The sequence below is a fragment of the Polaromonas sp. AER18D-145 genome (genome assembly GCF_002379095.1).
GTDB lineage: Bacteria > Pseudomonadota > Gammaproteobacteria > Burkholderiales > Burkholderiaceae_C > Polaromonas.
In genome coordinates this window covers 20,879-43,177 of record NZ_NBZV01000018.1, presented here as the reverse complement: position 1 = coordinate 43,177, position 22,299 = coordinate 20,879, and the positions used below count along the sequence as shown (strand labels likewise).

Sequence of the window (22,299 nt, the reverse complement as noted above, 5' to 3'; positions counted from 1 at the left end):
AGAGTTTTTCATGTCCTCTGTTGTCGAGCAAACCGTTACCCTGCATCGCCGCGCTGATGCCATCGCCGCGCCCCAATCGGCGCGATGGACGGTCGAAGCCGTGCAAGCCCTATTTGCACTTCCCTTTCCTGAGTTGATGCACCGTGCGCAGACGGTACACCGGGAACATTTCGATCCCACTCAGATCGAATTTGCTACGCTGCTTTCAGTCAAAACCGGGGGCTGTCCAGAAGACTGTGGCTACTGCCCTCAATCCGCCAAGTTCGACACTGGCGTCGAGGCCAGCAAGCTGATGGAGCCCCAAGCCGTGCTGCAAGCTGCGCAACTCGCCAAGGCAGCCGGTGCCACGCGTTTTTGTATGGGTGCGGCCTGGCGCGCACCGAAAGACCGCGATATTGAAAAAATGGCCGAACTGGTCAGCACCGTCAAGGCCCTGGGGATGGAAACCTGCGCTACGCTGGGAATGCTGAATGACGGCCACGCCGAAACCCTGCGCGATGCCGGGCTGGACTACTACAACCACAACCTTGACAGCGCACCCGATTTCTATGGCGACATCATCACCACCCGTGACTATCAGGACCGGCTGGACACCTTGGAGCGTGTGCGTGGTGCCGGCGTCAAAGTCTGCTGCGGCGGCATCGTAGGGATGGGCGAGACACGTCTGCAACGTGCTGGCCTGATCGCTCAGTTGGCCAACCTTGACCCCTATCCTGAATCGGTGCCAATTAACAACCTGGTGCCCGTTCCCGGCACGCCGCTGGCCGACCAGCCACCGCTCGACCCTTTCGAGTTTGTGCGCACCATCGCTGTGGCGCGCCTTACCATGCCCTTGGCGCGCGTACGCTTGTCGGCAGGTCGCCAGCAGATGGGCGACGCGGTGCAGGCCCTATGCTTTTTGGCCGGTGCCAATTCCATTTTCTACGGCGACAAGTTGCTGACGACCGGCAACCCCGATACGCACGCCGATCTTGACCTGCTGCAGCGCCTGGGCCTGCGTCAAGCCACTACGCCTGCGACTGCGTGAGAACACTATGAGCGAGCAAACCACCCCACGCAAACCCCTGACCCTGCACCGCCTGCGTGAAATGCCCACCCTGGCGCAAAAAGTGACACAAACGCTCACGATACCCGTCATCGGCATCGGTGCGATGCGTGGCCGGCAGCGGTCAGGTGCTGGTGCTACACGACATGCTGGCCGTAAGTCACGGCAAACGCCCCCGCTTTGTGCACAACTTCATGGATGACAGCGCCTCGGTGCAATGTGCCGTGCCGTGCAGTGCAGTGCTACGTCGAGGACGTGAAAGCCAGCCGCTTTCCCGTTGAGAACATCCATACTTGCTGAGCGGTTGCGAACCCAGCGTTAGGCCACGGCCAGCCCCCTATTGAGCCTCACCTCCGTCCATCCTGACCCAACGATAAATGTACATCGCCCACACCATCGCGGATCTGCGCAACCACCTGGCGCGCTTTACCCGCCCCGCCTTCGTACCCACCATGGGTAACCTGCATGACGGCCATATTGCGCTGGTCAAGCAGGCCAAAACCCTGGGTGACGTCACGGTGGCCAGCATCTTCATCAATCGCTTGCAGTTTTTGCCGCACGAAGACTTTGATACCTACCCACGCACCTGGGACGCCGATTGCGCCCAACTCGAGGCTGCGGGCTGCAACGTGCTGTTTGCACCTGACGAGAAGGTCTTGTACCCTGAACCACAAACCTACAAGGTACACCCTCCGGCAGCACTCGCTGACATCCTGGAAGGGCACTTTCGCCCTGGCTTTTTCATTGGCGTGTCGACTGTGGTGATCAAGCTCTTCAGCTGCGTTTTTGGTAGCACACCCGGTGGGGTGGCTGTGTTTGGAAAAAAGGACTACCAGCAGTTGATGATAATTCGCCACATGGTGCGCCAGTTCGCGCTGCCTATCGACATCGTGGCAGGAGAGACCCAGCGCGCGCCTGACGGCTTGGCACTAAGTTCGCGCAACGGCTACCTGTCTGAGTCCGAGCGCGTCGAAGCTGTGCAGCTGTCACTGGCGCTCAAGCAGCTGGTGCGGGATGCCCACGACGCGAATGCAGAGCTTGCGGCGCGGTTGCCTGAGCTTGAAGCACGGGCCATGTCCAAGCTCACCAAACGCGGCTGGGTGCCTGACTACCTGACGGTGCGTCGACAACCTGACCTGCAGCCGCCGCAAGCCGGAGATGCGCTGGTGGCGCTGGGTGCCGCAAGAATTGGTTCGACACGGCTTATCGACAATCTGGAAGTCGCTTGAGCGGAGCGAGACCGGCACGGCCAGATGTTATTTATTCAGCAGAGAATTCAATATCACTACCACCACCCCAAACCAGGAAGCATCTGCACACGCGCAGGGTTACGTTTCGCGGCTATCAGCGTGAGGACGGGCTCTGAGACATCGAGGCCGAGATAGTCGACGTTAAAACCTATGTCCTGAAAACGCCTGCCTGCAGGCCTAGGACCCGATGCAGCAAATGGTTGGCTGCACAATGGGGCCGGGCTGGCGTCACACCATCGAGGAAAACCTCGGTGGAATCAAGGGCTGCACCCACTTGCGCGAATTGCTGTTCAACATGGCGACGGTGGCCTACCAGACTATTCCTGGCTATCGCGAGCATCAGAGCAAGCTCGCAGGCCTGCCAGCTCCGTCCGCAGGACAACCGCCATACTGAATCGCCCCGGTTTTGAACTGACCCCCAGAAGTTGGACGGTTGCGATTCCGCCAATCAGGCGGTGTTTCTCAGCCGGTATTCCACCGGGCTGAACCCTTGCAATCCGAGCTTAATGCGCTCGTGGTTGTAGTAGCGGATGTAATCGTGCACGCCCGCTTCGAGTGCCGCGATTCCATCAAGCGTAGCAAGATGATAGTACTCGGCCTTGAGGGTGCCGAAGAAGCTCTCTATCACCGCGTTGTCAAAGCAGTTCCCTCTGCGACTCATGCTTTGCCTGACGCCATGATGCGCAAGCATCGCTCGGTACGGCTGCATCTTGTAATGCCATCCTTGATCCGAATGCACAATCAGGTCACAGGTACATTCTGACCGGGCAATGGCTTCTCGAAGCGTGTCAGACACCAGGTCAAACACGGGCCGCTTGGCCATGCGGTACGCGATGATCTCACCGTTGTAGAGGTCCATGCAGGCCGACAGATAGAGCTTCTGCCCGTGCACGTTGAACTCGGTGACATCGGTCACCCACTTCTGATTCGGAGCCTTCGCGAAGAAGTCGCGTTGCAGGACATTGGGCACGTGCACATCGCTCAAACCCAGGACATTCAGGAAGCGCTTCTTCGCCCGAATCAGCGCGCGCAGTCCCATCTTTTGCATCAAGCGCTGCACGCACTTGTGGTTGACGGGCTCTGCCATTGAACGGCACAGCGTTGCCGCGATTCGTCTGTAGCCGTAGCGGCCCTTGTGCTCGTCATAGATGGCGCGGATCTTGACCTCCATGTCGCTCTTTTCTTCGTTACGCAGTATCGCCTGGCATTGGTAGTAGAACGTGCTGCGGGCAAGGCCCGCTACCTGCAGCAGGTCCGCCAGTTTATGGTGACGCCTTAACCCGGCGATCAGACGCGCTTTGTCGGCGCAGCCGATCTCTTCGCCCGGATTAAGGCTTGCAATTTTTTTAGGTACGCCACCTCCGCGCGCAGTTGCTCGTTCTCTTCACGCAGTGCCTGCGCCGAATCGGTGATAACGGTGCTTGGCTGCGCCGAGCTGCGTCGTTCTGACTTCATATTGGTGCGCCTTTGCCCCCCTTCGAGAAAGCCTCCACGCCGCCTTCATCGAAATTGCGTCGCCAGACCACCACCTGGTTGGGATTACGGATGTCATAGACCGCCGCCACTTGACGGCTCGAAAGCTGTTCACGGTCCTGATGGGACAGAACCTGCAGTTTGAATTGCGCACTGTACGCGCTGCGTTTAGGTAGCAAACCGTCTATGCCGTGCAGGCGGTAGTGGTTCACCCAGGTACGGATTTTTTCCTCGGGCACTATCCAACGACGCGCCAGCAACTTCGCCCCGCCGTCACCGGCCAAAAAGCTCTTTACGACTTTGAGCTTGAACTCTGTTTTGTACTTTTCCATGAAACCCTTTGAAGTTTGTCCAACTTCTGGGGGTCAGTTCAAATACGGGGCGATTCAAACCTTGCAATCAGGACTTCCTCAATTCAACTGGTACGCCGGTAGGGGGCAGGTCACAGTTACGCTCCGAAGTCTGGGCTTTGAGCTAATGCAGCGGTCACTGCAGTGTTGACAACTTCATTTCACAATTTTGGTCTAAAAATGACGGCTCAACGGCCAATGTGAGTTTTATGCGGATTTTCTTTCCGAGCAGCAGGGCGCATGGATGCTGGCTCTGACTCTGCGTGTTGACACTTTCATTTCCAAAGTGTTGTCAACTTCATTTCGCCGGATGGCTTACGATTCGCCGTACAGGAAATCAAAAAAACGAAACCTTGGCGATACCTGTTGGCACTTTCATTTCACAGAAAAGCTCCAAAGAAACTGTGGAAACGCGGAATTTCTGAAATTGACGGATTGTGATGGTGGCTCGGAACCCGCATGGGATAAGGAAAGGTGATCGAGTGTTGACACTTTCATTTCCAAAGTGTTGTCACTTTCATTTCGCCGGATGAAGTTGGGGATGCTCATTGGAGCCGCACGCGCGAGAGATGTTCGGCCACCACGTCGAGGATGGCCTCGGCGCGCTCCTCGAGCTTGAGGCCCTCGAAGGCGGCCGGCAGACCGCCCACCAGCATCTCGATCGGCGTCAGCTTGTCAAAGATTCGTTGCGGCGTGCGCAGGAAGCTCCAGAGCAGCGTGGTGTTGACATCGGCATCGACGAAGGCCTTGATGATCTTCACGAGCAGGCGCTGGTTCAGCTTGGGATGGAGCTGAAACGCGGGGAAGTGCCGCCCGCTCTTGCGGTAGGGCTCCAGCACCGAGAAGAGCTCGCCGGCCGTTTCACGTTGGTAGACCACAGGCGGCGTGAGCTTCATGCGATCGGCCATCTCCTTGGCGGTCAGCACCTGATAGAGCTCGTCGGCCGCGGCATCGGCGCTCGGCGTCTCCAGCAGTTTGACCGCATCGTGGAGCTGTTCCGGCGCCAGGCCGCGTAACGCGGTCAGGGCGCTGAGGGCGAAGTTAGACCACTCGCTGTCGTCGCGCATCGCCTCGGCCGTGGGAAACCCCATTAACTCGATGTGGGCCAGGCGGATTCTCCCCAGGATCTGCCCCGCGTCTTCGCCGGCATTGACGATCTTTCCGAGGTCGACCGCGCGGACCCGGTTCATGTCGACGCCGGCAGCGGCAAGGTTGCGCCCGCTGTCCAGCATAAGAAATATTCCTTCATCGTCGTCCGCCACGGCGGCAGCCACGATGCCCTTGGACGTCCGCGACGCACCCAGCGGCGCGCCGGTTCGGGCCCAGGCGCCCGTGCTGGCGCTCGGCTTGGCACTGGGCTTGCCCGGTGCCTTGAAGTGAAGATCTGTGGCCATGGTGCGGCTCCTTTTACGCGGTTCCTGATGAACACAGCATATGGGAGGGGCGTGGCTATAGTCAATAGCGCGGATAAACATTTACAAGAAAGTAAAGTGAATTAATTCCCTCATCAGGCTAAGTAACATTGACATGATGGCAAATTAACCCATAATGAAGTCACTTGCAAATTTGAATTGCGGCTAAGTCCTTGATTTGAAACCAATTTTTTGCGCCACCGACTTTGACCTGTCCAAAATCACGACCCAAACTCGCCCTGGTTGGCCGCGCCGCAGCCGCCCGGTGGGCGCACGCGCCGGCATGCCGGCGGGCTGTACCCCGGCCGCCGGGCGGCCCGGCAACGAGCGCGGACGGCAGGGCGCCCAGCACCAGGTGCGGATCAGCGGCGTGCCGTCGACGCGGGCGCCAGCAGGGCGCTCGTCGGCCGAGCACATGACAGACGCGTGGGTCATATAGAAAACTACACCATATGGAAAACTACACCATGCCCCGGCGGGGCCAGGACCCGGTGAAATGACCCAATCATTGAATCCCTCGGCCAGCGACCTGTCAACACCGCCCGACGCGCCGCCGGCGCTGACGCTCGAAGGCGCGCTCGACCGGCTACGCAACGGCGTGCGCATCGCGCCGTCCACGCAGTTTCCCGACGCTGTGAACGCACGCCTGGCCAGCGCCGCCCAGACGGCCGCGCGGCAGTGCGCCAAGGTGCCGCCGGCGGCCAGCCGCCGCGTGCTGGGGCTGCTCGATGTCGCCGTGAAAGCGCCGACGGCAGGCCAGCGCGTGGCCTGGCACCGGCGCGCCGCCGACGCGCTGGCCAGCGCCTTTGCGCCGCACGCGGCCTGCCGCGCTGGCTGCAGCCACTGCTGCCACATCCCGGTCAAGGTCAGCGCCGTCGAGGCGCGCGCCCTGGGCCGGGCCATCGGCCGCGCCCCGGTGCCGCTGGCCGATCACGAACCTGCCGCCATCGCCGGCTACGCCTCGCCCTGCCCGTTCCTGTCGGATGGGCGCTGCAGCATCTACGCGCAGCGCCCGGCCGTCTGCCGCAGCCATCTCAACATGGACGAAGACGCCCTGCTCTGCCAGCTGCTGCCCTCCGGGCACCAAGTCCCGGTGCCCTACCTCGACACCCGGGCGCTGCTGGCGGTGTCGGTGCTGATCGCTGGCGAGGACCTCGGCGCGGCCGACCTGCGCCAGTGGTTTCCCGCGCCTGCCGCCCCCACACGCCCCCCCAGAGAATGACAACCATGCCCGTTGACAACTACCCCTTCCGTCCCCACCAGGAACCGGCCCGGTCCATCCATGACGCGTTCCAGCGGGAGGCCGGCAAACGCAAGGAGCGCGCGCTCGACGTGTGGATCGCGGCCGAGCTGCAGGCGGTGTTCGCGGCAGCGCAGCTGGCGGCCGAGCGCCATGGGCTGCGCATGCTGAGCATGGACGAAATCAAGAGCGCGGAGCGCTACGCGCGCGGCTCAGCGGACTACGGCTCGAAGTGGGCCTACACGGTGGTGGACAGCATGCACCGCCCGGCGGCCAGGTCCGCCGCATGACGGCGCGCACCACCGTCTCGGGTTTCGTGGTGCTGGAGGCGCCGCCGCCGGCCCCCGGCGAAACCGCCCTTCCCCTCAAGCCCAAGCGCGGCCGACCCGTCGGATGGCGCATGCCCACGCTGGCGAACCTGGACCAGCTCACGCTGGAGGACTTTTCGTTTGTGCGCGGCGTCATGAGCGGCATGAAACCCGCCGTGGCCTACAAGCAGTTTTACGCGAACCGCCACTTCGACGCCGACGGCAACCCGATCATTCCGCACGGCACGGAGATCAACAGCCACGCCGACCGCCTGCAGCTGGCGATCCTCGCCGCCGCGCGCGCCTCCAACAAGCCCGAAGCCAAGTCGGCGGCGCTGGCCCTGGAACGCCCTACCCCCGAACCCGTGGCCGCGCCGGCCGCCGTCGCGCAGGCGCACCTGGCCTATACGCAGTGGACCGAATCGCAACCCGAGGACATGTATAACGAAAACGAGATAGTCGAGCGCTACAAGGACTACCTCGCCGACCAGGGTGTTCAGCCCGGCAGCGGCGGCCACTTCGAAGTCGCGGACCAGTCCTTGAGCGTCACCGCCAAGGTCAAGGCGATCAACGCCCTGCAGACCCAACTGGCCACCCTGCCCCAGCCCGAGCACAGCACGAAACTGTGGCTGGCCGCTTCGCTCGTCAAGGCGTTTGCGCGCCGCGGTGTCACGACCATGGCCGGTGTCGTGCAGTCGATCTCCGTCGCCGGCCGGCACTGGCACCGCGACATCAAGGGACTGGGCCCGGGCCGCGCGGCACGTATCGAGGGCTGGCTCGAAGACCACGCCGACACGCTGGGACCGTTGTTGCGCTGGGGTGCGCACTGGGAAGTGGCCCCTCCCCTGGCCCAAGTCATCGTGCCGCTGCAGCGCGCGCCCGCCGCCGCCCTGCTCACCTACAGTCAGGAATCGGGCATCGCGTCCCCCGCCCCGAACGCGCTGGCGCTGCGCTCCGGCATCGCGCCGCTGGAGCTGCTGCTGGTGCCGCCTGCCCTGGACGGCCAGGCCGGCATCTTCAGGACGCAGACGCCGAATCACCTGGGCGCGACAACCGACATCGAGGCCATCGGCGCCTGGCTCAATGGCTACCTAACCGCGGGCAAACAGCGGACCTTTGACGCCTACCGCCGCGAAGTCGAACGGTTTTACATCTGGGCTATGCTCGAAGCACAGTGCCCGCTGTCGTCGATCACCTTGAGTCTGGCCCAGCAGTACCAGGCGTTTCTCAGGGCGATCCCTGGGCGCTACACCACCACTGCACGGGTCCCGCGTCACGATCCGCGCTGGCGGCCCTGGCGCGGCCAGCTCGAGGCGAGCAGCCAGAACTACGCGCTCGGCGTGTTGTACCAGATGTACAATGCGCTCCACAAAAACGCCTACGTGACGGGCAATCCCTTCGAGAGCATCCAGTACGATGCCGGCGGGATGAAGCGCCACGCCATGGATGTGACGCGCAGCCTGCACGCCGACGACCTCTACCTTGTGCGCGAAGCGCTGGCCACCCTCCCCGGCCTCACGTCCGCAACGCTGCGCAAAGCCGCCCTCGCCCGCCGGACCCGGCTGATCCTGCACCTTGCCTTGACCACCGGCATGCGTTTGGCCGAGATCTCCTCGGCGAACATGAACAGCCTTGCCCACCCGCGTGTCGATGGCAGGGCCGCCGATGATTGGGTTATTACGGTCGTAGGAAAGGGTAAGAAGAAGCGCGCAGTTCCAATTAGCGTGAAGCTTATGAACATGATTGAGGAGCACCATGCGGACTGGCGGGCCTTGATGCCAGAAGATGCGGCACGCATTGCAGCCTTCGATCTCTCCCCTCCCCTCATCGCCGCCCTGGAGGCGCCGGTTCGCTCGGGTGGGCGCGCCATCACCGATGACACGGCGATGGCCCATGACAACGGCGCGCTGAGCACGAATGGACTCTATCGAACCCTGAAGACGTTTTTCCGGCAGATGGCCAGAAAAGAGCGGGGCCCAGAAATGCAGGCTCGCATCCTGAGGTTCAGCACACATTGGCTTCGTCATACCTACGCACACGAGGTCCTGCGCGAGAACAACGGCGATGAAGGCCTCAAACTTGCCCAGCAGCTGCTCGGTCATGCATCGATTACCACGACCGCGGAGTATGTGGAGCAAGATATTTCGGCACAGGTGAAGGCAGCTCGTAAAGTCAATCCCCTAGGAGACTAGGACTCGAAAGCTGGACTCAGAACCATGGTAGTGCCAACGCAGTTTCCCCGGGGAAACTGGAGGCCATTTTCGCGACGTTTTTTCAGTACCGACTACAAAAGAGCGAATGCGAATCTTCTTTCCGGCACCAATCCATCACCGGCGATAGGGTACAGCGGCACAGTTTCCCCGGGGAAACTGGAACTCGACCGCGACGCTTTGTCCAGCATCCCAGCCGTGAAAGCTATTGCTGCGGACTCCTTAGCGCCAAGCGATTCGCAGCACGAGGGGTGAAGGCCGCTCAGTTTCCTCGGGAAAACTGAGCGGCCTCGTGGCCACACATCCTCCTAAAAACCCGTCGAACGAAATTACCTCAACATTTAATTGGCGCTGCCCTGGCGGAATCCAACTGAATATCACTGAGCGTCTCTGCAGTTTCCCCGGGGAAACTGTCTGCGCAAGCCAGAGATCGTCCTCCCGATCAGGGGAATAGCTGCGGCGCCGTTTCACTAGAGCTTTCTAAGGCTGATAGGTTGCTACGCTCGCCCGCCCCGCCCCTGGCGTGCAATTCACTCGACACATTCAAATGGTCTGGAAGTGACGCAGCATCCCCGCATAGGCTAGTTAAGCGACGATGGTTAATATCAATCGACAATAGCTAATGGCGAGGGCAAGAGGCAAGACAACACCATTGGTCAACACGGAGCTCGATAAGCGATAACACGTATGCCCCTTGCAGCAAAAGACAGGCGAATTCCGATAGACGCGCATTGGACAACCGGAAAATCGGCATGGCACGCCGTGCAACAGTAGTTCAGTTTCACCGGGGAAACTGGTTCTCGCTACACGCGCGAACAATTTCACACCATCAACTCGCTTTTGGCCAGTATTACCCCTTGACAGAGTTATCTTTGCTGTTAAATTAGCTTCAGACCAAATGAGAAGCCGATTGTGGGCTGTTATCTGAATAAAAACTTTCAAAGTTCGCTGCTGGGGCACGTCCTCGGTGCAGCTATCGTTTTAGGAGCACTTGCCGGATGCTCCGAATAATCCGCGCCAAAAACCGCCGCCGGCCAAAGCAGCAGCAGAGGACTAGAGCGTCACTCAACAACGCCTCAAAGATCGAAAGAAGGAACACGATGCAAAGAACAAGGCGGTGTGCCTGGAAACCATCGGCAAAGCCAAGTGTGAGGAAGTCGGCTACGTCTTCGACTGATGCTTGCCAAAACTGGCGATTTCGCCAACCTTAAAACCCTATAGGAGAGTCCCGTGATCGTTCAAATTGGAGCCGAAAAAGGAGGGGTCGGAAAGAGCACCTATGCGGTGAATCTCTCCGCCTATCTTGCGCAGCAAGGATACAGTGTCATCCTGGTCGATACAGACACCCAGAAGACTTCCAGCAAATGGGGGGAGTTGCGTTCGCATTTCAAGTTGCAGCACAACTTCACCATCGTCGACAAAGCTGTTGACCCAACCGAGCACATCCGCATGCTCTCCGAGAAGTACGATGTCGTTGTCGTTGACGTCGGCGCCCGCGACTACGCCCGGCTGAGCGAACTCACCCGAATTGTCGACTTGTGGATTGCTCCGACTCGGGTGGGGCAGGGCGATCTTGAGTCCACCCTTGAATTGGCTGATGCCTTTGCCAAGGCGGACTCGAAGCACAAGAACGGGAAGATCCCACTGGTTGTCTCGATCAACGCAGTTCCCGGTGCCTGGAATACCACTGAAGGCGCGGATGCCTACGAAGCGCTTAAGGAGGCCCTCCCAGGCGTGCCTATTCTCGAGGCCTTAGTCCGCGACCGGAAGATCTGGCGTGACGCGCACCGCATGGGGCGAACCATCTTTGAAATGCCACCACGCGAGCGCGAGAAGGCAGAAGCGGAATTCACCCAGATGGTCGATGAAGCTTTTAAAGCATTCAACAAGTTCAACAAGGGGAGCAAGAAAAATGGCGCCTAACTCCAAGTCAAAACGCAAGCCAGTTCTCGGCCATATCCACCGCAACACGGACCAAGCGGCAATGAGCTTGGCGCTGAGCGACGTGCGGCCTCCCACCCCGATTCCTGCGCCGCCAGTGGCGCCCGCAGCTCACAGTTTGCCAACCGCGGACACCGACATTTCGACTTTGTACGCGGTTGGCAGCAAATACCCGGTTCCGTTGTTTCTCCTTGCGCGAAGCCCAAATCAAGCTCGGATCTTCTACAGCACAGAAGAGCTTGACGACATGTCTAAGTCGCTGCGAACAAACGGACAGCACCTGGCCGGGCTTGGATACGTGAGGTCTGGCCGAGTGTTCTTGATCGATGGCGTGAAACGCTTCCAGGGAGCCACCATCGGGGGTCTGGGCACCCTGGAAGTTGAAATCGTTCCCACGCCCGTTGATGACGCCGCTGAGTATGAAATGTCGCGGCGTATCAACCTTGAGCGCAGCGCGCAAACTGCGCTGGACGATGCCGTTCGGTGGAAGGACTTGCTGGCCAAAGGCGTCTATGCGGATCAGGACGCGCTTGCCCAGAGCCTCGGTATATCTAAGGCCACGGTTTCGAAGACGATGGGGCTGAATCGCATCCCCGAGAGGTTGCTTCGGATGATGAGTGACCATCCCCAAACTCGCGCTCTCACAATCGCGTATGAGATCAGCAATGTCTTCGCGGCCGACCAATTCAAAGAAGCGCCCGAGAAGGCTGAGTACATGGCCGAGGACGTCATTGAAGAGACGGCAAAGCTTGACTTGAGCCGGCACCAGGTGAGCACCCTTATCGCTTCGAAGCTCAGCGGTCCGAAATCACGACTTCGAGGTGAAGCCCATCCCGTCAAGTATGGGGAGAGCAAGGGGTCCTTGAAGGTTGTCCCATCGCGCGGCCAAGTGGAGCTGGTGTTCAAAGGGCTACCAGAGCCCAAAGTGGAAGAGCTCAAGGCACTTATCGAGCAGATGCTCGCTGGCCAACTGAGCATCTAAGCGCGCAAAGGTACCCGGGAAACCAACTATCGGTGTGGGCGTCCACTCACCAACAAAGGCCCAAAAAGCGAAGCATCATGCCCCCATTTGGCTCGTTAGACAGTTAGAAAAATGCCTCGCATGTGCTAAAGGTACCCGGATATGGGGCTTCGGTGACCTAAAACCTGAGAATGATCCGAATTCGCCCCATAAACGGGTACCTTAGACGCCCTTAAAGCTGGTTTTCGGGCCGCGAGCCCACCTTTTGGTATCTTTCACCCCATAGACGGGTACCTGATGTTTCCCCATAAACCGGTACTTTAAGCAATCCCCCATGGAAGGGTACCTTAGGAAATCCAAGCCTAACTGTCGCCAGATACTTGGGGAGCAGGTTCAGACGGGCACCGCGGATAGGGACCCATGCAGAAGGTAATTCCCCACAAACGGGTACCTTCATGCTGACCCATAAACAGGTACCTAAAAGTACGTCCCTGAGTCTGACGCCGACATAATGAGGTCCGCCGCCGAGCCGTCAGGGGTCGGTCCGCCGCCCCATAGATGGGTACCCAGGCCGTGCCCCACAAACGGGTACCTTTTGCGCTCCCCATAAACGGATACCTAAGATGGACCTGCACAGAACGAAGCCTGCCTCTTCAACTCAACCTTGGGACACGGGATTAGATCGAGGCCTGGGCAAGCCTCATAAACGAGTACCTATGAAGCGCCCCATATTCAGGTACCTTCAAAACGCCCCATAAACCGGTACCTTTGAAATTCCCCATTGATGGGTACCTTTGACCCCATATCCACATACCTGAAGACCCATAGAAGGGTTCCAGTCACCCATAAATGGCTACTTATTCCCCCACAAAAGGGGACCTTCCGCCCCATAGAGAGATACCATACCCCGCTGGAACCCGCATGGCTGCTGGGTTTCAGATCCCTAAATGTATTAAATTCTTAAAGTGTTAGTTAAATAAATACACAACGGGTGGTGACATCCAAACAAGGTCGTCCAAAGAAACAATCCAAGAAAAGAATTGCCTCAATCGCGGTACATAGGTACCATCAGAAATCTACATTCCGCCAGGCCCCGGCATGGGAACATCTCCACCACCTCCAGAGCACCAGATCAGTCTGTTCATGAAAAAGGAATCCCCGGATCCTTTTCGGAAAGCGGTTCAGATCGTTCACAGTATGCCGCTCGGCGACCTTACCGCTGTGCAGCGAAAGATGTCGAACAACTGGCTCAAAAAGGCAAACTCGACTGAACCCGATGCCGATGGATACTGGTCCATTCGCATCGATGAGATGAGCGATGACATCGGCTTCAATTCAAAGAATCGTAAATACCTCAAGGACGCTGCGCGAGCCCTGCAGCGAATTGTTTTTGCCTGGGACGTAGTAGCTCCAGAAGCGAAAAGGGCAAAGTGGATCTCCTCAGTGCTGTACCCCGACGTGGAGATCACCGCTGATACCATCCGCTTTCGCTTGAGTGAACCACTGAAGCCGTACGTTCGTAATCCAGATGTCTATGCGTTGATTGACGAAACGGTGGTTCGAAAGTACAGGCGCCTGGCGTCTATCGGTATCTATGAACACTGCGTCCGATTTGAAAAAGTTGGAACAACTACGACGGTGCCGTGGCAGAAGTTTCGCGACATCGTCTTGGGCGAATCGGCTACTCGCAAAACCTACGAGCAATACAAGGTGTTCAAGGCAAAGATCCTGAATCCCTCAATAGCCGAGATCAACGCCGAGGGAGCTATCAATATCGTCCTCAGGGAGACAAAGGCAGGAAAGTCTGTCGAAGGTGTCTTCTTCAAGGTAGCAAAGGGACGCCAGTACGCAGACGCTGCGGGTCTCGATGAGAATGAGACATCCCTGGTCGCACAGATGGTGAAACTTGGCGTCCTGTCCTCAGAGGCAAAGCGACTATTGAAGGACTATTCGCCCAAAGTGATCCAGGCAACGCTCGCATATACCAACGAGCGGAAGACCAGTAAAAAGTCGGAAAAGCTTGAAAACCCCCCCGCGTATTTCAGAATGGCGCTGCAGCGGAAATGGGCGATAAACGGCGAAGCTGTGGAGGATGTAGAGCCGAAGGGCGCGGAACCACCACCGTCCTCAGGAAAGCCGAACTTGAGTGCTCTCTATCGCACCAACCAAATTGCGAAGGCCGAAGCCTACTTCAAGGTGCTCGACGCGGATGATCAACAGGACCTCATCGCCAAGTACAACGAGCAACAAATTACTCCGGCACTCCGCCTAAAAACCAAAGCAACAAAGCCCTCTGAGGCCGCATTTTTTCAATGGCTAATGAAGGATTTGTGGGGCGAGCCAAATGCGGAAGACCTGCTTGAGTATGCGCAGACCCTTCTAAGCAAGATTTAGAAGGTTTCCCCCGCCTTCCACGGCTGGACTGCGATGATGGCTTCATGCCTTCCGATGCCCCTGAGTTACGCCGCCACCTGGCCAGCCTCACTCAGAATTGATCGCGAGTTCCACCCCAACTATGCCAACATCAGCCGACATCATGCTGTTCTGCGGCGACCCGCACGGGAAGTTCGACCACATCCTGCAGGCCGCCGGCGATTTGAGAGCGTCAGCTGTCATATTGCTTGGCGATATGGAGTCCGGGCAGCCGCTGCACGAAGCGATGGCGTCGATTGATGACAAGCTGTGGTTCATCCACGGCAATCACGATACGGACAGCGAACTTAACTGGAACAACCTCTGGGGCGGCAAGCTGGCAGATAGGAACGTCGATGGGCGGGTTGTAACCTTGCCCAACGGTATCCGGATCGCCGGGTTGGGAGGGGTCTTCCGCGAAAGCGTCTGGTATCCCAGCCTGCCGACACCGCCAAATTTCCGCAACCGCAAAGAGCATGTTCGGGCAACGCCATGGCAGGGGAGCGTGCCGTGCAAGCACTGGTCCACCATTTATCCGGACGAGCTGGATCGTTTGTCAGGAATGCCGGCAGACATCCTCATCACCCATGAAGCGCCTGGATATCACAACAACGGCTTTGAGCTCCTGGACAGCCTGGCGCAGAGCATGGGCGTCAAAGTGGCCGTTCACGGGCACCATCACGATAACCTGGACAGCTCCGATCGGTGGGACCGGCAGGGCTTCAAGAGTTTTGGCGTCGGCTTGCGAGGCATCACAGCCATCGACGCAAGCGGAATCTCCAAGGTGATAGTCCCGGGCGAACTGGACGCGCAGCGGGACTTCCGGCAAAAGTATCTGGATGTGTTCAAGGATGTCGCGCCTTGAACCCGGTTGACCTTGCTTTACGTCGGTACAGCGGCATTCGTGGCCAATGCAGCCTTCCAGTCATTCTTTGGTGAGAACGCCTGCCAGTGATCAATCTCCGCGACCAGATCGCCTCCAGAGTCAGGCCAGTACTCGGCTGCCATGCAACTCGAATAGACCGACAGAATCTCCTGGAACTTCTTGGCGCCATTGTTCATGAAGCTCTCGCCGGCGGTGATGACATGGATCGAATGCGGCTCATCACTTTCAGCAGCAATGAATTCGAACGGCTTTGCGCTAGCTGAACCCTCATAAAGGGAGCGCCCGAAGGTATACATGAACGCCTGGAAGTCGTAGCCCATGTCGTTCGCATCGCGCAAGAACGCTGAGCTGGTGGCGTGCCGGGTGGTCTTCAAATCGAAGCTGATCTCCGGGTGGTACAGATCGAACCGAACCTTGAGCATCAGTCCGGTCGTCGGCTCCTGGAAATAGATGCTCACCTCCGCCTGCCCCTCGGCGAGAAAATCACCAAAGAAGCGACCCCGAACACGGCGATACTTGATTTTTTCAGCAAGGAGAAGGCCCTTGCGAAATGTGGGTTCGTCAATTACCAGACGTGCCGGATTCGCAGCCTCAAAGGCCTTGTAATCCTTGTTGCGAGCATCCGCCAGTCCAGGAAAGACAGCAATCTCGTTGCCCACCTGTTGAGGCTCCAGCACGAGCGCATGAACGAGGCTTCCGAAATCTTTCGCTTTGCTTGATGAATGCAAATTCAGAAGGCTGGCCTGGAAATGCGCCGGCGAAATCAGAAGTGGCTTGAGCATGCTGCAGCTCAGAACCTCGCGGTCCGCATGGTACGCATGAGAGGTCATGTCGGCGTACATGCGGCTGAAGGGGGTAGCTCCTGCCGTCACGTTGAGACTCAGCTCGTCTGTCGTGCCAAACAGTGCCGCGGATGAAGTGAGGTCGAATACTTTGTTCATGTCTTGGTTGCTCCATTGATGGGCTTGATCTATGAAACCACGGACGCACCATCTGTCAAGACGCTCGATGGGTGTGAAAGGCCTCAAATATCGGAACAAAGCGGAAAATTCGTGCGTTGAGCGGGGTTGACGGTGCCGCTTCGCGTGATAGCTTTAACGTAAGGACAGCCGCTACTTTAAGAATCAAGAAAATGACCCCAGAAAAATTGACTAACTCCGCTGAAATCGACTTCAATCCTGAGCTTTTGCCTGAGACGTGGAGGGCTGCGCTCCAGACTGCCATCAAGTGCACCGATGAGGCTGCGATCTGGAAAATCATGAATGCCCAGCAACTCAACGCGGAAGCGCATGAGGAATTGGTCAACAGCATCAGCCGGCTGCACTACAGGCACAGGAACATCGATGTGTATTGCGAATTGTTCATGATGCCCGTTATCGTTCCCTCGGAGTGCGAACTCATCAACGAACCTCTCGTCTGGAAATCGGCGCGGGACACTATCAAGTCGGCCCTGAACAACTGGTTCGGGAAAAAGACCCGGATCGTCATCTTCGAGGGAGTCCTGCCGATGGACTGGATAACCACCTGGCGCCCTCGCGTGATTCGGCAACACCTCCAGAGGCTGGTTCCGGAGTCATCGAGGCAGGCGACTGAGTTCCCCGCAACGACCATTGAGCTGCCAGAACGGGCCCCTCGCCTCGGGTTCGTCCTTATCGCCTGCCAAAAGCAAGGGGAGTGGCCGGAGATACCGGAACTGAATTCATTGATGGACAAGCGTCTCAAGGACGTTGTCCGTTCATCTTTGTACTTAGCAGCCTCGCCGGCCGAGGCAATGGCTCCCTACGCTCCGCACGGTGGCTCGCGAGACTTTGAGGGCGAGCCGTTAGTCCTGGCCCCTGAACGGGTCCAGTTCGCTATTACGGATGGCATCGTCCTTTGGCTGATGAAACTCCACGCAATGTTCCCGGTTCTCGGATGGACCGTCTCGCAATCCATCGCCGCGTCGGACGTGGTGAAGTTCACCCTCCACTTGGCTGACTCCGCTGTTCGGCTTACCCAGTTCACGGTTCGGATGCACCAGATTGGCATGCAGGGGTTGAACGACATCACCATTGGCCTGGCAGGAATTGCTCCAAACATGGAAACGCCAGCTGACATGAGCAAAGACCAGTACCTCGCCATGCAAACACCCTCAGCGGTTGCTTGACAACGACCCCTTTCATGTTGAGATAGTCCCAACTATTCGCAACGCGCGCTCTTGGCGCACTTTTCCTGGAGAGTCAAATGGACATGAAATCACTAAGCATTGGCCCGTTCAACGAGGGGTTCATTCGCGTGGCTACGACCAGCGATCCCGCCTCCACCGAAACGAAGTTCACGGGCGAGATCGAAATACTGGCGCGCCACCATACTCGCCTTCCTAGTGAAATCGACGGCGAGCGCATGCGCCTGGCCAGTCACCCCGCAGGCAAGATGTTGCTTGAACGCGAGGCTGCGAACAAGGCCGCAGGGAAGTTGGTTGAGGTGCCGATTCGGATGTTTTTCAACAAAACAGCCAACGCATTGACTGTGAAGTATCAGGCGTTCGACGGGGAAGGTCGGCCGGTCTGTGTCGGTGATGGCTGCAATGCAAGGCGCACCTCACTTATCGAGGGTAATCAGCCTGTAACTGTGGACGCGCCATGCGCCGGCTCGGAGGATTGCGAGTTTGCTCAGTCCGGGGTTGTTTCTTGCAGACGCCAAGTCAAGATGCCGGTCCAGATCAAAGGGCAGGCGAACGCGCTCAGCGTCTTCGAGGTTCGAACCTCGTCGTTCAATGCCTACAAGACGCTCCGTGCCCAGCTGGAGCTCATCGAAAGCCGTTTTGGAGGCCTCCGGCATGTGCCCCTCAAGCTCTCGCTCTGGCAGGCCAGCAACGAGGCAAGCTCGTTCGAGCCGTTCGATGTCTTCAAACTCTCCTTGGATGGGAACTCGGAAGTCGAAGTGATGCGACAGGCGAAGAAAGAACGTGACGAAGAAAAAGAATGCGGCCTCGTTTCCGATCAAGACGCTATTTACGAGAAGCTCCAAAACGGCGATGCCGACAGCAAGCTCTCGCTGGCATTCGACGACTTCAATGAAATTTCAGATTTTTACGCCCCCGTTGCCATCCCCAAGGCGGAGCGGCGGAAGGGGAGCCAGTCGGTCTCCTCGCCGCTGACTAAGAGGCACGCGCGCAGTTCTGCGCCCCACTTAGCCGCCGATTTGATCTCGTCCTCCCTTGCGCAGGCTGGACTCGCACCGGCAGCGGAACAATCAACACCTACTCAATAGACTATGAGCGACCCAAACATCACGCGCCTAGTAGTGGGCCCGACAATGACACTCGCTATGGGTGTCCCAGTCGGCCAGGCGGTCACGCAAACCGACCTGTCTAAAACCCTACGCTGGAAGGACGGCCATTGGCAGAATTCCGCAAGCATTATAAAAAAGGCGCGCCAGTTCACCTTCCTGCCTGTGGATGTTCTCGAAATATCGGCGACCAGGCGAGCGAGTACCTTCCGGCACTTGCGCGCATACGCGCTGCCAGTTGCGGCGGTAGTCATCTTCTTGGGGACGGCGCTGGGCTTCGTCCTCCAGCAGCGCGATAGCGCGGAAGACATACCGGTAGCGACTTCCATCGCGCCTGCAGAGACACCCGTGGCGGTCAGGTCCGTGGATGCGCCTTACCCCTTGCCAGGCGCCTCGCCATCGGCACCGCTTCCGGGTAATAGCCAGTTGGAGGAAGAAAGTAGCGCGCGTGAGCTTGCGCCACCAGTGCCCGGCGCAAAGGGACCGGTGCAGGTACCGTCTGCCCCGCTGCCCACTGTGACTTCAGCCAAGGCCCCCGCATTGCCCGCCGTGCGACCGACCCAGCAAGCGGCACCAGTCGTCCCATCCCACAAGCAGGCGCCTGCCGTAGTGCCAAAGGAGGATGCCAAGGACGAAAAGGCCCGTCCTGCAGTGATCTTGGACGCGGATGTTCCATTCGCGAAGGCAAAGCTGCCCGAGGCGGTCTCGCAGCAAAAGGCCACTGCTCCACCACCGGCCTTAGGGCAGCTACCAAAGCCGCAGGCTTCCACAAGCGGATCTAGCAGCGTAAGCAGCGGCCTTGTCGCCTTGACTCAGGACGGCAAGTTCGCTCTTTTTACGAATGTGAAGACCCGGCTGCCTGAGAAGTTTGCCGTGGGCGACAGGCTCCCCACGGGCGAAGTTCTGAAGGCAATCGACAGAGTCAATGGCAAGGTCCAAACGGACGCAAAAGAATACAGGCTGGAATGAACATGACCGACGAAACCATAATTATCGATCCCGTTGGGATGAATATCATCAACCGACTTGCACCCGGGAGCAAGTTCATCGGGCAACTGGAAAGCGAAGGCGGACTTCTCATCGAGGGAACTATTGTCGGCAATGTGCTGGTAAGTGGCGGGCCGCTCGTTCTCATGGAGCATGGAAGCATCACAGGTGATGTGACGTGCGAAGACGATGCCTACCTGTTCGGCAAAATCCATCCGGCCGAGGGCAAGGACCACAGCGAACTGATCGCGGGTGGCGCTGTTTTCATGGCGCAAACCTTGGAAGCCCGCGCAAACATTACCGCCGGCGCAATCAAAACCTATGACGGCGCTCAGGTCGATGGCCGCATTCGCACGGTACGGCGCGCCAAAACAAAGTCCGCGGACGCTGGTTGACGCGCATGAGCGAAGTTGTTGTCAGCCATCGGTGGATTGCCCAGGTACTGAAGCAACGCGGAATCCCAGTACCGGACATAAAAGTATTGGAGGTTGCGGTTGCGCAGTGCAGTGAGGAAATCCGCGCACGGCTTCTAAACGCAGTAACTCTGATCGAGCGAGGGACGGAGGAGGCAGGTGACATCGAATGGGTAAGAGGGATCCTCAAAGCGCCGGCGCAGAAGGCTCGTAAGGTTTCGCCTGATCATGAGCATCCGCCTTTCGTGGTGAGTGCCGCGCCCGTTCCGCCCCAGGCGACTGAGCCAAGGCTGGACCGCGCCCAGTTTCAAGAGAAACGACGTCTGGCCGAAGTGCCTGGCGGCACCGTTGTACCGGTGAGGCGTGTAAAGCACCACATATACGCATCCAAAGCCGCGTTGACCATCGAGCTCGACACATTGAGACAACAGCCCGGTGAGGAGGATGTGGTGCGTACAGTTCTTATTGAAGCGGCGGTGACCACCTCCGGTAGCGGGTATGACTGGGAGCGGAAGATTCCGTTTCAGCTCATGCGCCGTGAGCTGCCGATCGTTGCATGTGCGCTCCTTGGACTACTCGACCGGCCGCTTGCAATTGAAAATCATGGGCCAGAGCGAAATAAATCGCTTCGGATCGAGCAACAAGGCAGCAAGCTTTTCGTGAAAGTCTCACAGGGCTCCCGCTCGATTGCGCTGCCTGTCGATTGCTCGGACGCATACGCATGGAACGCCATCGTGCTCCAGGCACTTCAGCTCAATGCTCCGTCGCTGTCCGACAGCCTGCAGCTGCAGCTGATTCATCGGGTCGCTGAAATGATGAACCACACCCCCACCAAATGAAAAACACCCATCTTGCTGAGCTGGTGCGGCGGTTCCAAGGCCCAGTGCTCGCTGCCGCTGCCGTTGCCGGGGCCGCGCTTGGTTTCCTCTCCTGGGGGGAGGGGAGAACGCCAATTCTCGCTGCCCTCCTTCCAGTGGCGGTTGGTATTTCCGGTTCAAGGACCAGGGCGCTCGCGCTCTCGATGGGATATGTGCTTGGAACAATGCGAGGTCTGCCGGCGTTCGCCGCGGCATGGTTTGACAACAGTTTGATCATCGGGTCGATGCTTTGGCTTTTGGTGGGCTTGATCGCGGGCGCCGCATGGTCACTTGCCTGGACCGCTTCAGAGGTGCCTTGGCGAAAGGCACTTGCCGTCGCAGTAGCGTGGGTTGTGACTCTGCTGCCGCCTGTGGCAGCGTCATCGCCTGGGCACGCTGTTGTCGCGTGGGGGTACATCACTCCCGGATGGGGGTGGATCGGCGTGGCGCTGAGTGTCCTTGTACCCGCGGCCGTCATGGCGGTTGTCACTGCGAAGAGGTGGTCAATGGCCTATGTACGAGGCGCGGTCGTTGGCTTGGCCGGTGCCCTAGCGGTTGTGTCGCATTTCCACGAGGAGATCGAAAACCGGTATGTCAATGACATGGTGGCGGTGAGCACCCGGTGGGGCGCCGCCTCAGATCCCTTCGAAATGCTCGATAGGGTAGAACGAATGGGGAAAACGACGCGGGCGCTGTCAGAAGAGAATGTCGCGTCAGTGGTCGTATTCCCTGAAAGCATCGTGCAGACCTATCACCCAACGCTCTATCCCATTCTCAAGGAAATCATCCTCGACGATGCGGCAAAGGCCGGCCAGACGGTGGTTATTGGGGCGGATTTGCCGACCGCTGATGGCAATTTCCAGACTGCAGCACTTGCCTTCTACCCCGATGGGAGTAGCGTGACCGCCTTGACGCGCCAACCGGTCCCCATAGCGCTGTGGAAACCTTGGAATGCGACGGGCAGCTTCCTCACGAACTGGCGGAGCAGCAACATCCTGCCCTTTCGCAGCGGCATCAAGGCGCGAGTGATATTTTGCTTTGAGGAGTTCATGCCGATTCTGAGCCTCCTCAATGAGGCGCTTGACGATCACCAGATGGTGATAGTGCTGGCCAACACCTGGGCTTCAAGGAGCGCAGAAACGGCGGTCATCCAGTCCCGGCACAGCGAAGGCATGGCGATCCTGTTCGGGAAGCGACTCATCAAGGCGGACAATAGGCCGAAAGTCGTCAAGGGGGAGCCAGAGAGGCGGTAGAGCGGTGGCTGTCGAAAGGCGAGTTCAATCC

18 protein-coding genes and 1 pseudogene are annotated in these 22,299 nt (G+C 58.7%); 16 read left to right on the top strand and 3 right to left on the bottom strand.

Annotated elements, in window-relative coordinates; genetic code table 11:
* Positions 1-10 precede the first annotated feature (10 nt).
* The 3 genes from bioB to B7G52_RS24065 all read left to right on the top strand — a co-directional run bounded on the left by bioB (position 11) and on the right by B7G52_RS24065 (position 2,689).
* Positions 11-1,027, top strand: a complete 1,017-nt coding sequence (bioB, locus tag B7G52_RS11060; protein WP_096697655.1) for a biotin synthase BioB — start codon at positions 11-13, stop codon at positions 1,025-1,027.
* 395 nt (positions 1,028-1,422) lie between these two features.
* Positions 1,423-2,274: a pantoate--beta-alanine ligase gene (gene panC, locus B7G52_RS11055; protein ID WP_096697654.1), complete on the top strand. Its 852-nt coding sequence runs from the start codon at positions 1,423-1,425 to the stop codon at positions 2,272-2,274.
* A 208-nt stretch (positions 2,275-2,482) separates the two neighbouring features.
* The gene (locus B7G52_RS24065; RefSeq protein ID WP_240523401.1) at positions 2,483-2,689 is read left to right on the top strand and encodes a DUF2889 domain-containing protein; all 207 of its coding nucleotides are present in this window, start codon (positions 2,483-2,485) and stop codon (positions 2,687-2,689) included.
* Positions 2,690-2,743: 54 nt separating this feature from the next.
* Here the strand turns inward: B7G52_RS24065 and B7G52_RS11045 are convergent.
* Both B7G52_RS11045 and B7G52_RS11040 read right to left on the bottom strand, forming a co-directional pair.
* Positions 2,744-4,100 (bottom strand): annotated as a pseudogene (locus B7G52_RS11045) (IS3 family transposase).
* A gap of 563 nt (positions 4,101-4,663) precedes the next feature.
* Positions 4,664-5,512, bottom strand: a complete 849-nt coding sequence (locus tag B7G52_RS11040) for a hypothetical protein (protein WP_096697653.1) — start codon at positions 5,510-5,512, stop codon at positions 4,664-4,666.
* A 514-nt stretch (positions 5,513-6,026) separates the two neighbouring features.
* On the opposite strand from B7G52_RS11040, the gene B7G52_RS24060 reads away from it, so the two are divergent.
* The 7 genes from B7G52_RS24060 (at position 6,027) to B7G52_RS11005 (ending at position 15,467) form a co-directional block, all read left to right on the top strand.
* Positions 6,027-6,752: a YkgJ family cysteine cluster protein gene (locus B7G52_RS24060; RefSeq protein WP_240523400.1), complete on the top strand. Its 726-nt coding sequence runs from the start codon at positions 6,027-6,029 to the stop codon at positions 6,750-6,752.
* Positions 6,753-6,757: 5 nt separating this feature from the next.
* Positions 6,758-7,060: a hypothetical protein gene (locus B7G52_RS11030; protein WP_096697652.1), complete on the top strand. Its 303-nt coding sequence runs from the start codon at positions 6,758-6,760 to the stop codon at positions 7,058-7,060.
* Entirely contained in the window at positions 7,057-9,270 is a 2,214-nt protein-coding gene (locus tag B7G52_RS11025; protein WP_096697651.1) for a site-specific integrase, read from the top strand. Before B7G52_RS11030 ends, B7G52_RS11025 begins: the two co-directional genes overlap by 4 nt.
* Before the next feature lie 1,248 nt (positions 9,271-10,518).
* Entirely contained in the window at positions 10,519-11,211 is a 693-nt protein-coding gene (locus B7G52_RS11020; protein ID WP_096670103.1) for an AAA family ATPase, read from the top strand.
* Complete coding sequence (locus B7G52_RS11015) at positions 11,201-12,211, top strand: chromosome partitioning protein ParB (RefSeq protein WP_096697650.1); 1,011 nt, start codon at positions 11,201-11,203, stop codon at positions 12,209-12,211. The genes B7G52_RS11020 and B7G52_RS11015 overlap by 11 nt, the downstream gene beginning before the upstream one ends.
* 1,122 nt (positions 12,212-13,333) lie before the next feature.
* Positions 13,334-14,584 (top strand): replication initiation protein, encoded by a 1,251-nt coding sequence (locus B7G52_RS11010; protein ID WP_240523399.1) that lies wholly within the window; start codon positions 13,334-13,336, stop codon positions 14,582-14,584.
* Positions 14,585-14,705: 121 nt separating this feature from the next.
* Positions 14,706-15,467 carry a metallophosphoesterase gene (locus B7G52_RS11005; protein ID WP_096697648.1) on the top strand — a complete coding sequence of 254 codons (762 nt, stop codon included), beginning with the start codon at positions 14,706-14,708 and terminating at the stop codon, positions 15,465-15,467.
* Between the two features lie 17 nt (positions 15,468-15,484).
* On the opposite strand, the gene B7G52_RS11000 is transcribed toward B7G52_RS11005, so the two are convergent.
* Positions 15,485-16,429 carry a PD-(D/E)XK nuclease-like domain-containing protein gene (locus B7G52_RS11000; protein WP_096670112.1) on the bottom strand — a complete coding sequence of 315 codons (945 nt, stop codon included), beginning with the start codon at positions 16,427-16,429 and terminating at the stop codon, positions 15,485-15,487.
* 191 nt (positions 16,430-16,620) lie between these two features.
* Here B7G52_RS11000 and B7G52_RS10995 point away from each other — a divergent pair, with 191 nt between their 5' ends.
* From B7G52_RS10995 to B7G52_RS10970, 6 genes are all read left to right on the top strand, one after another.
* Entirely contained in the window at positions 16,621-17,634 is a 1,014-nt protein-coding gene (locus B7G52_RS10995; RefSeq protein WP_096670115.1) for a hypothetical protein, read from the top strand.
* Positions 17,635-17,711: 77 nt separating this feature from the next.
* Entirely contained in the window at positions 17,712-18,740 is a 1,029-nt protein-coding gene (locus B7G52_RS10990; protein ID WP_096697647.1) for a hypothetical protein, read from the top strand.
* A 45-nt stretch (positions 18,741-18,785) separates the two neighbouring features.
* Entirely contained in the window at positions 18,786-19,727 is a 942-nt protein-coding gene (locus B7G52_RS10985; protein WP_170954746.1) for a hypothetical protein, read from the top strand.
* Positions 19,728-19,729: 2 nt separating this feature from the next.
* A complete protein-coding gene (locus B7G52_RS10980; protein ID WP_096697686.1) occupies positions 19,730-20,140 on the top strand; it encodes a polymer-forming cytoskeletal protein in 411 nt (136 codons plus the stop codon).
* A 5-nt stretch (positions 20,141-20,145) separates the two neighbouring features.
* Complete coding sequence (locus tag B7G52_RS10975) at positions 20,146-20,997, top strand: hypothetical protein (protein WP_096697645.1); 852 nt, start codon at positions 20,146-20,148, stop codon at positions 20,995-20,997.
* Complete coding sequence (locus B7G52_RS10970) at positions 20,994-22,268, top strand: conjugal transfer protein TraB (RefSeq protein ID WP_096697644.1); 1,275 nt, start codon at positions 20,994-20,996, stop codon at positions 22,266-22,268. The genes B7G52_RS10975 and B7G52_RS10970 overlap by 4 nt, the downstream gene beginning before the upstream one ends.
* Positions 22,269-22,299: the final 31 nt, after the last annotated feature.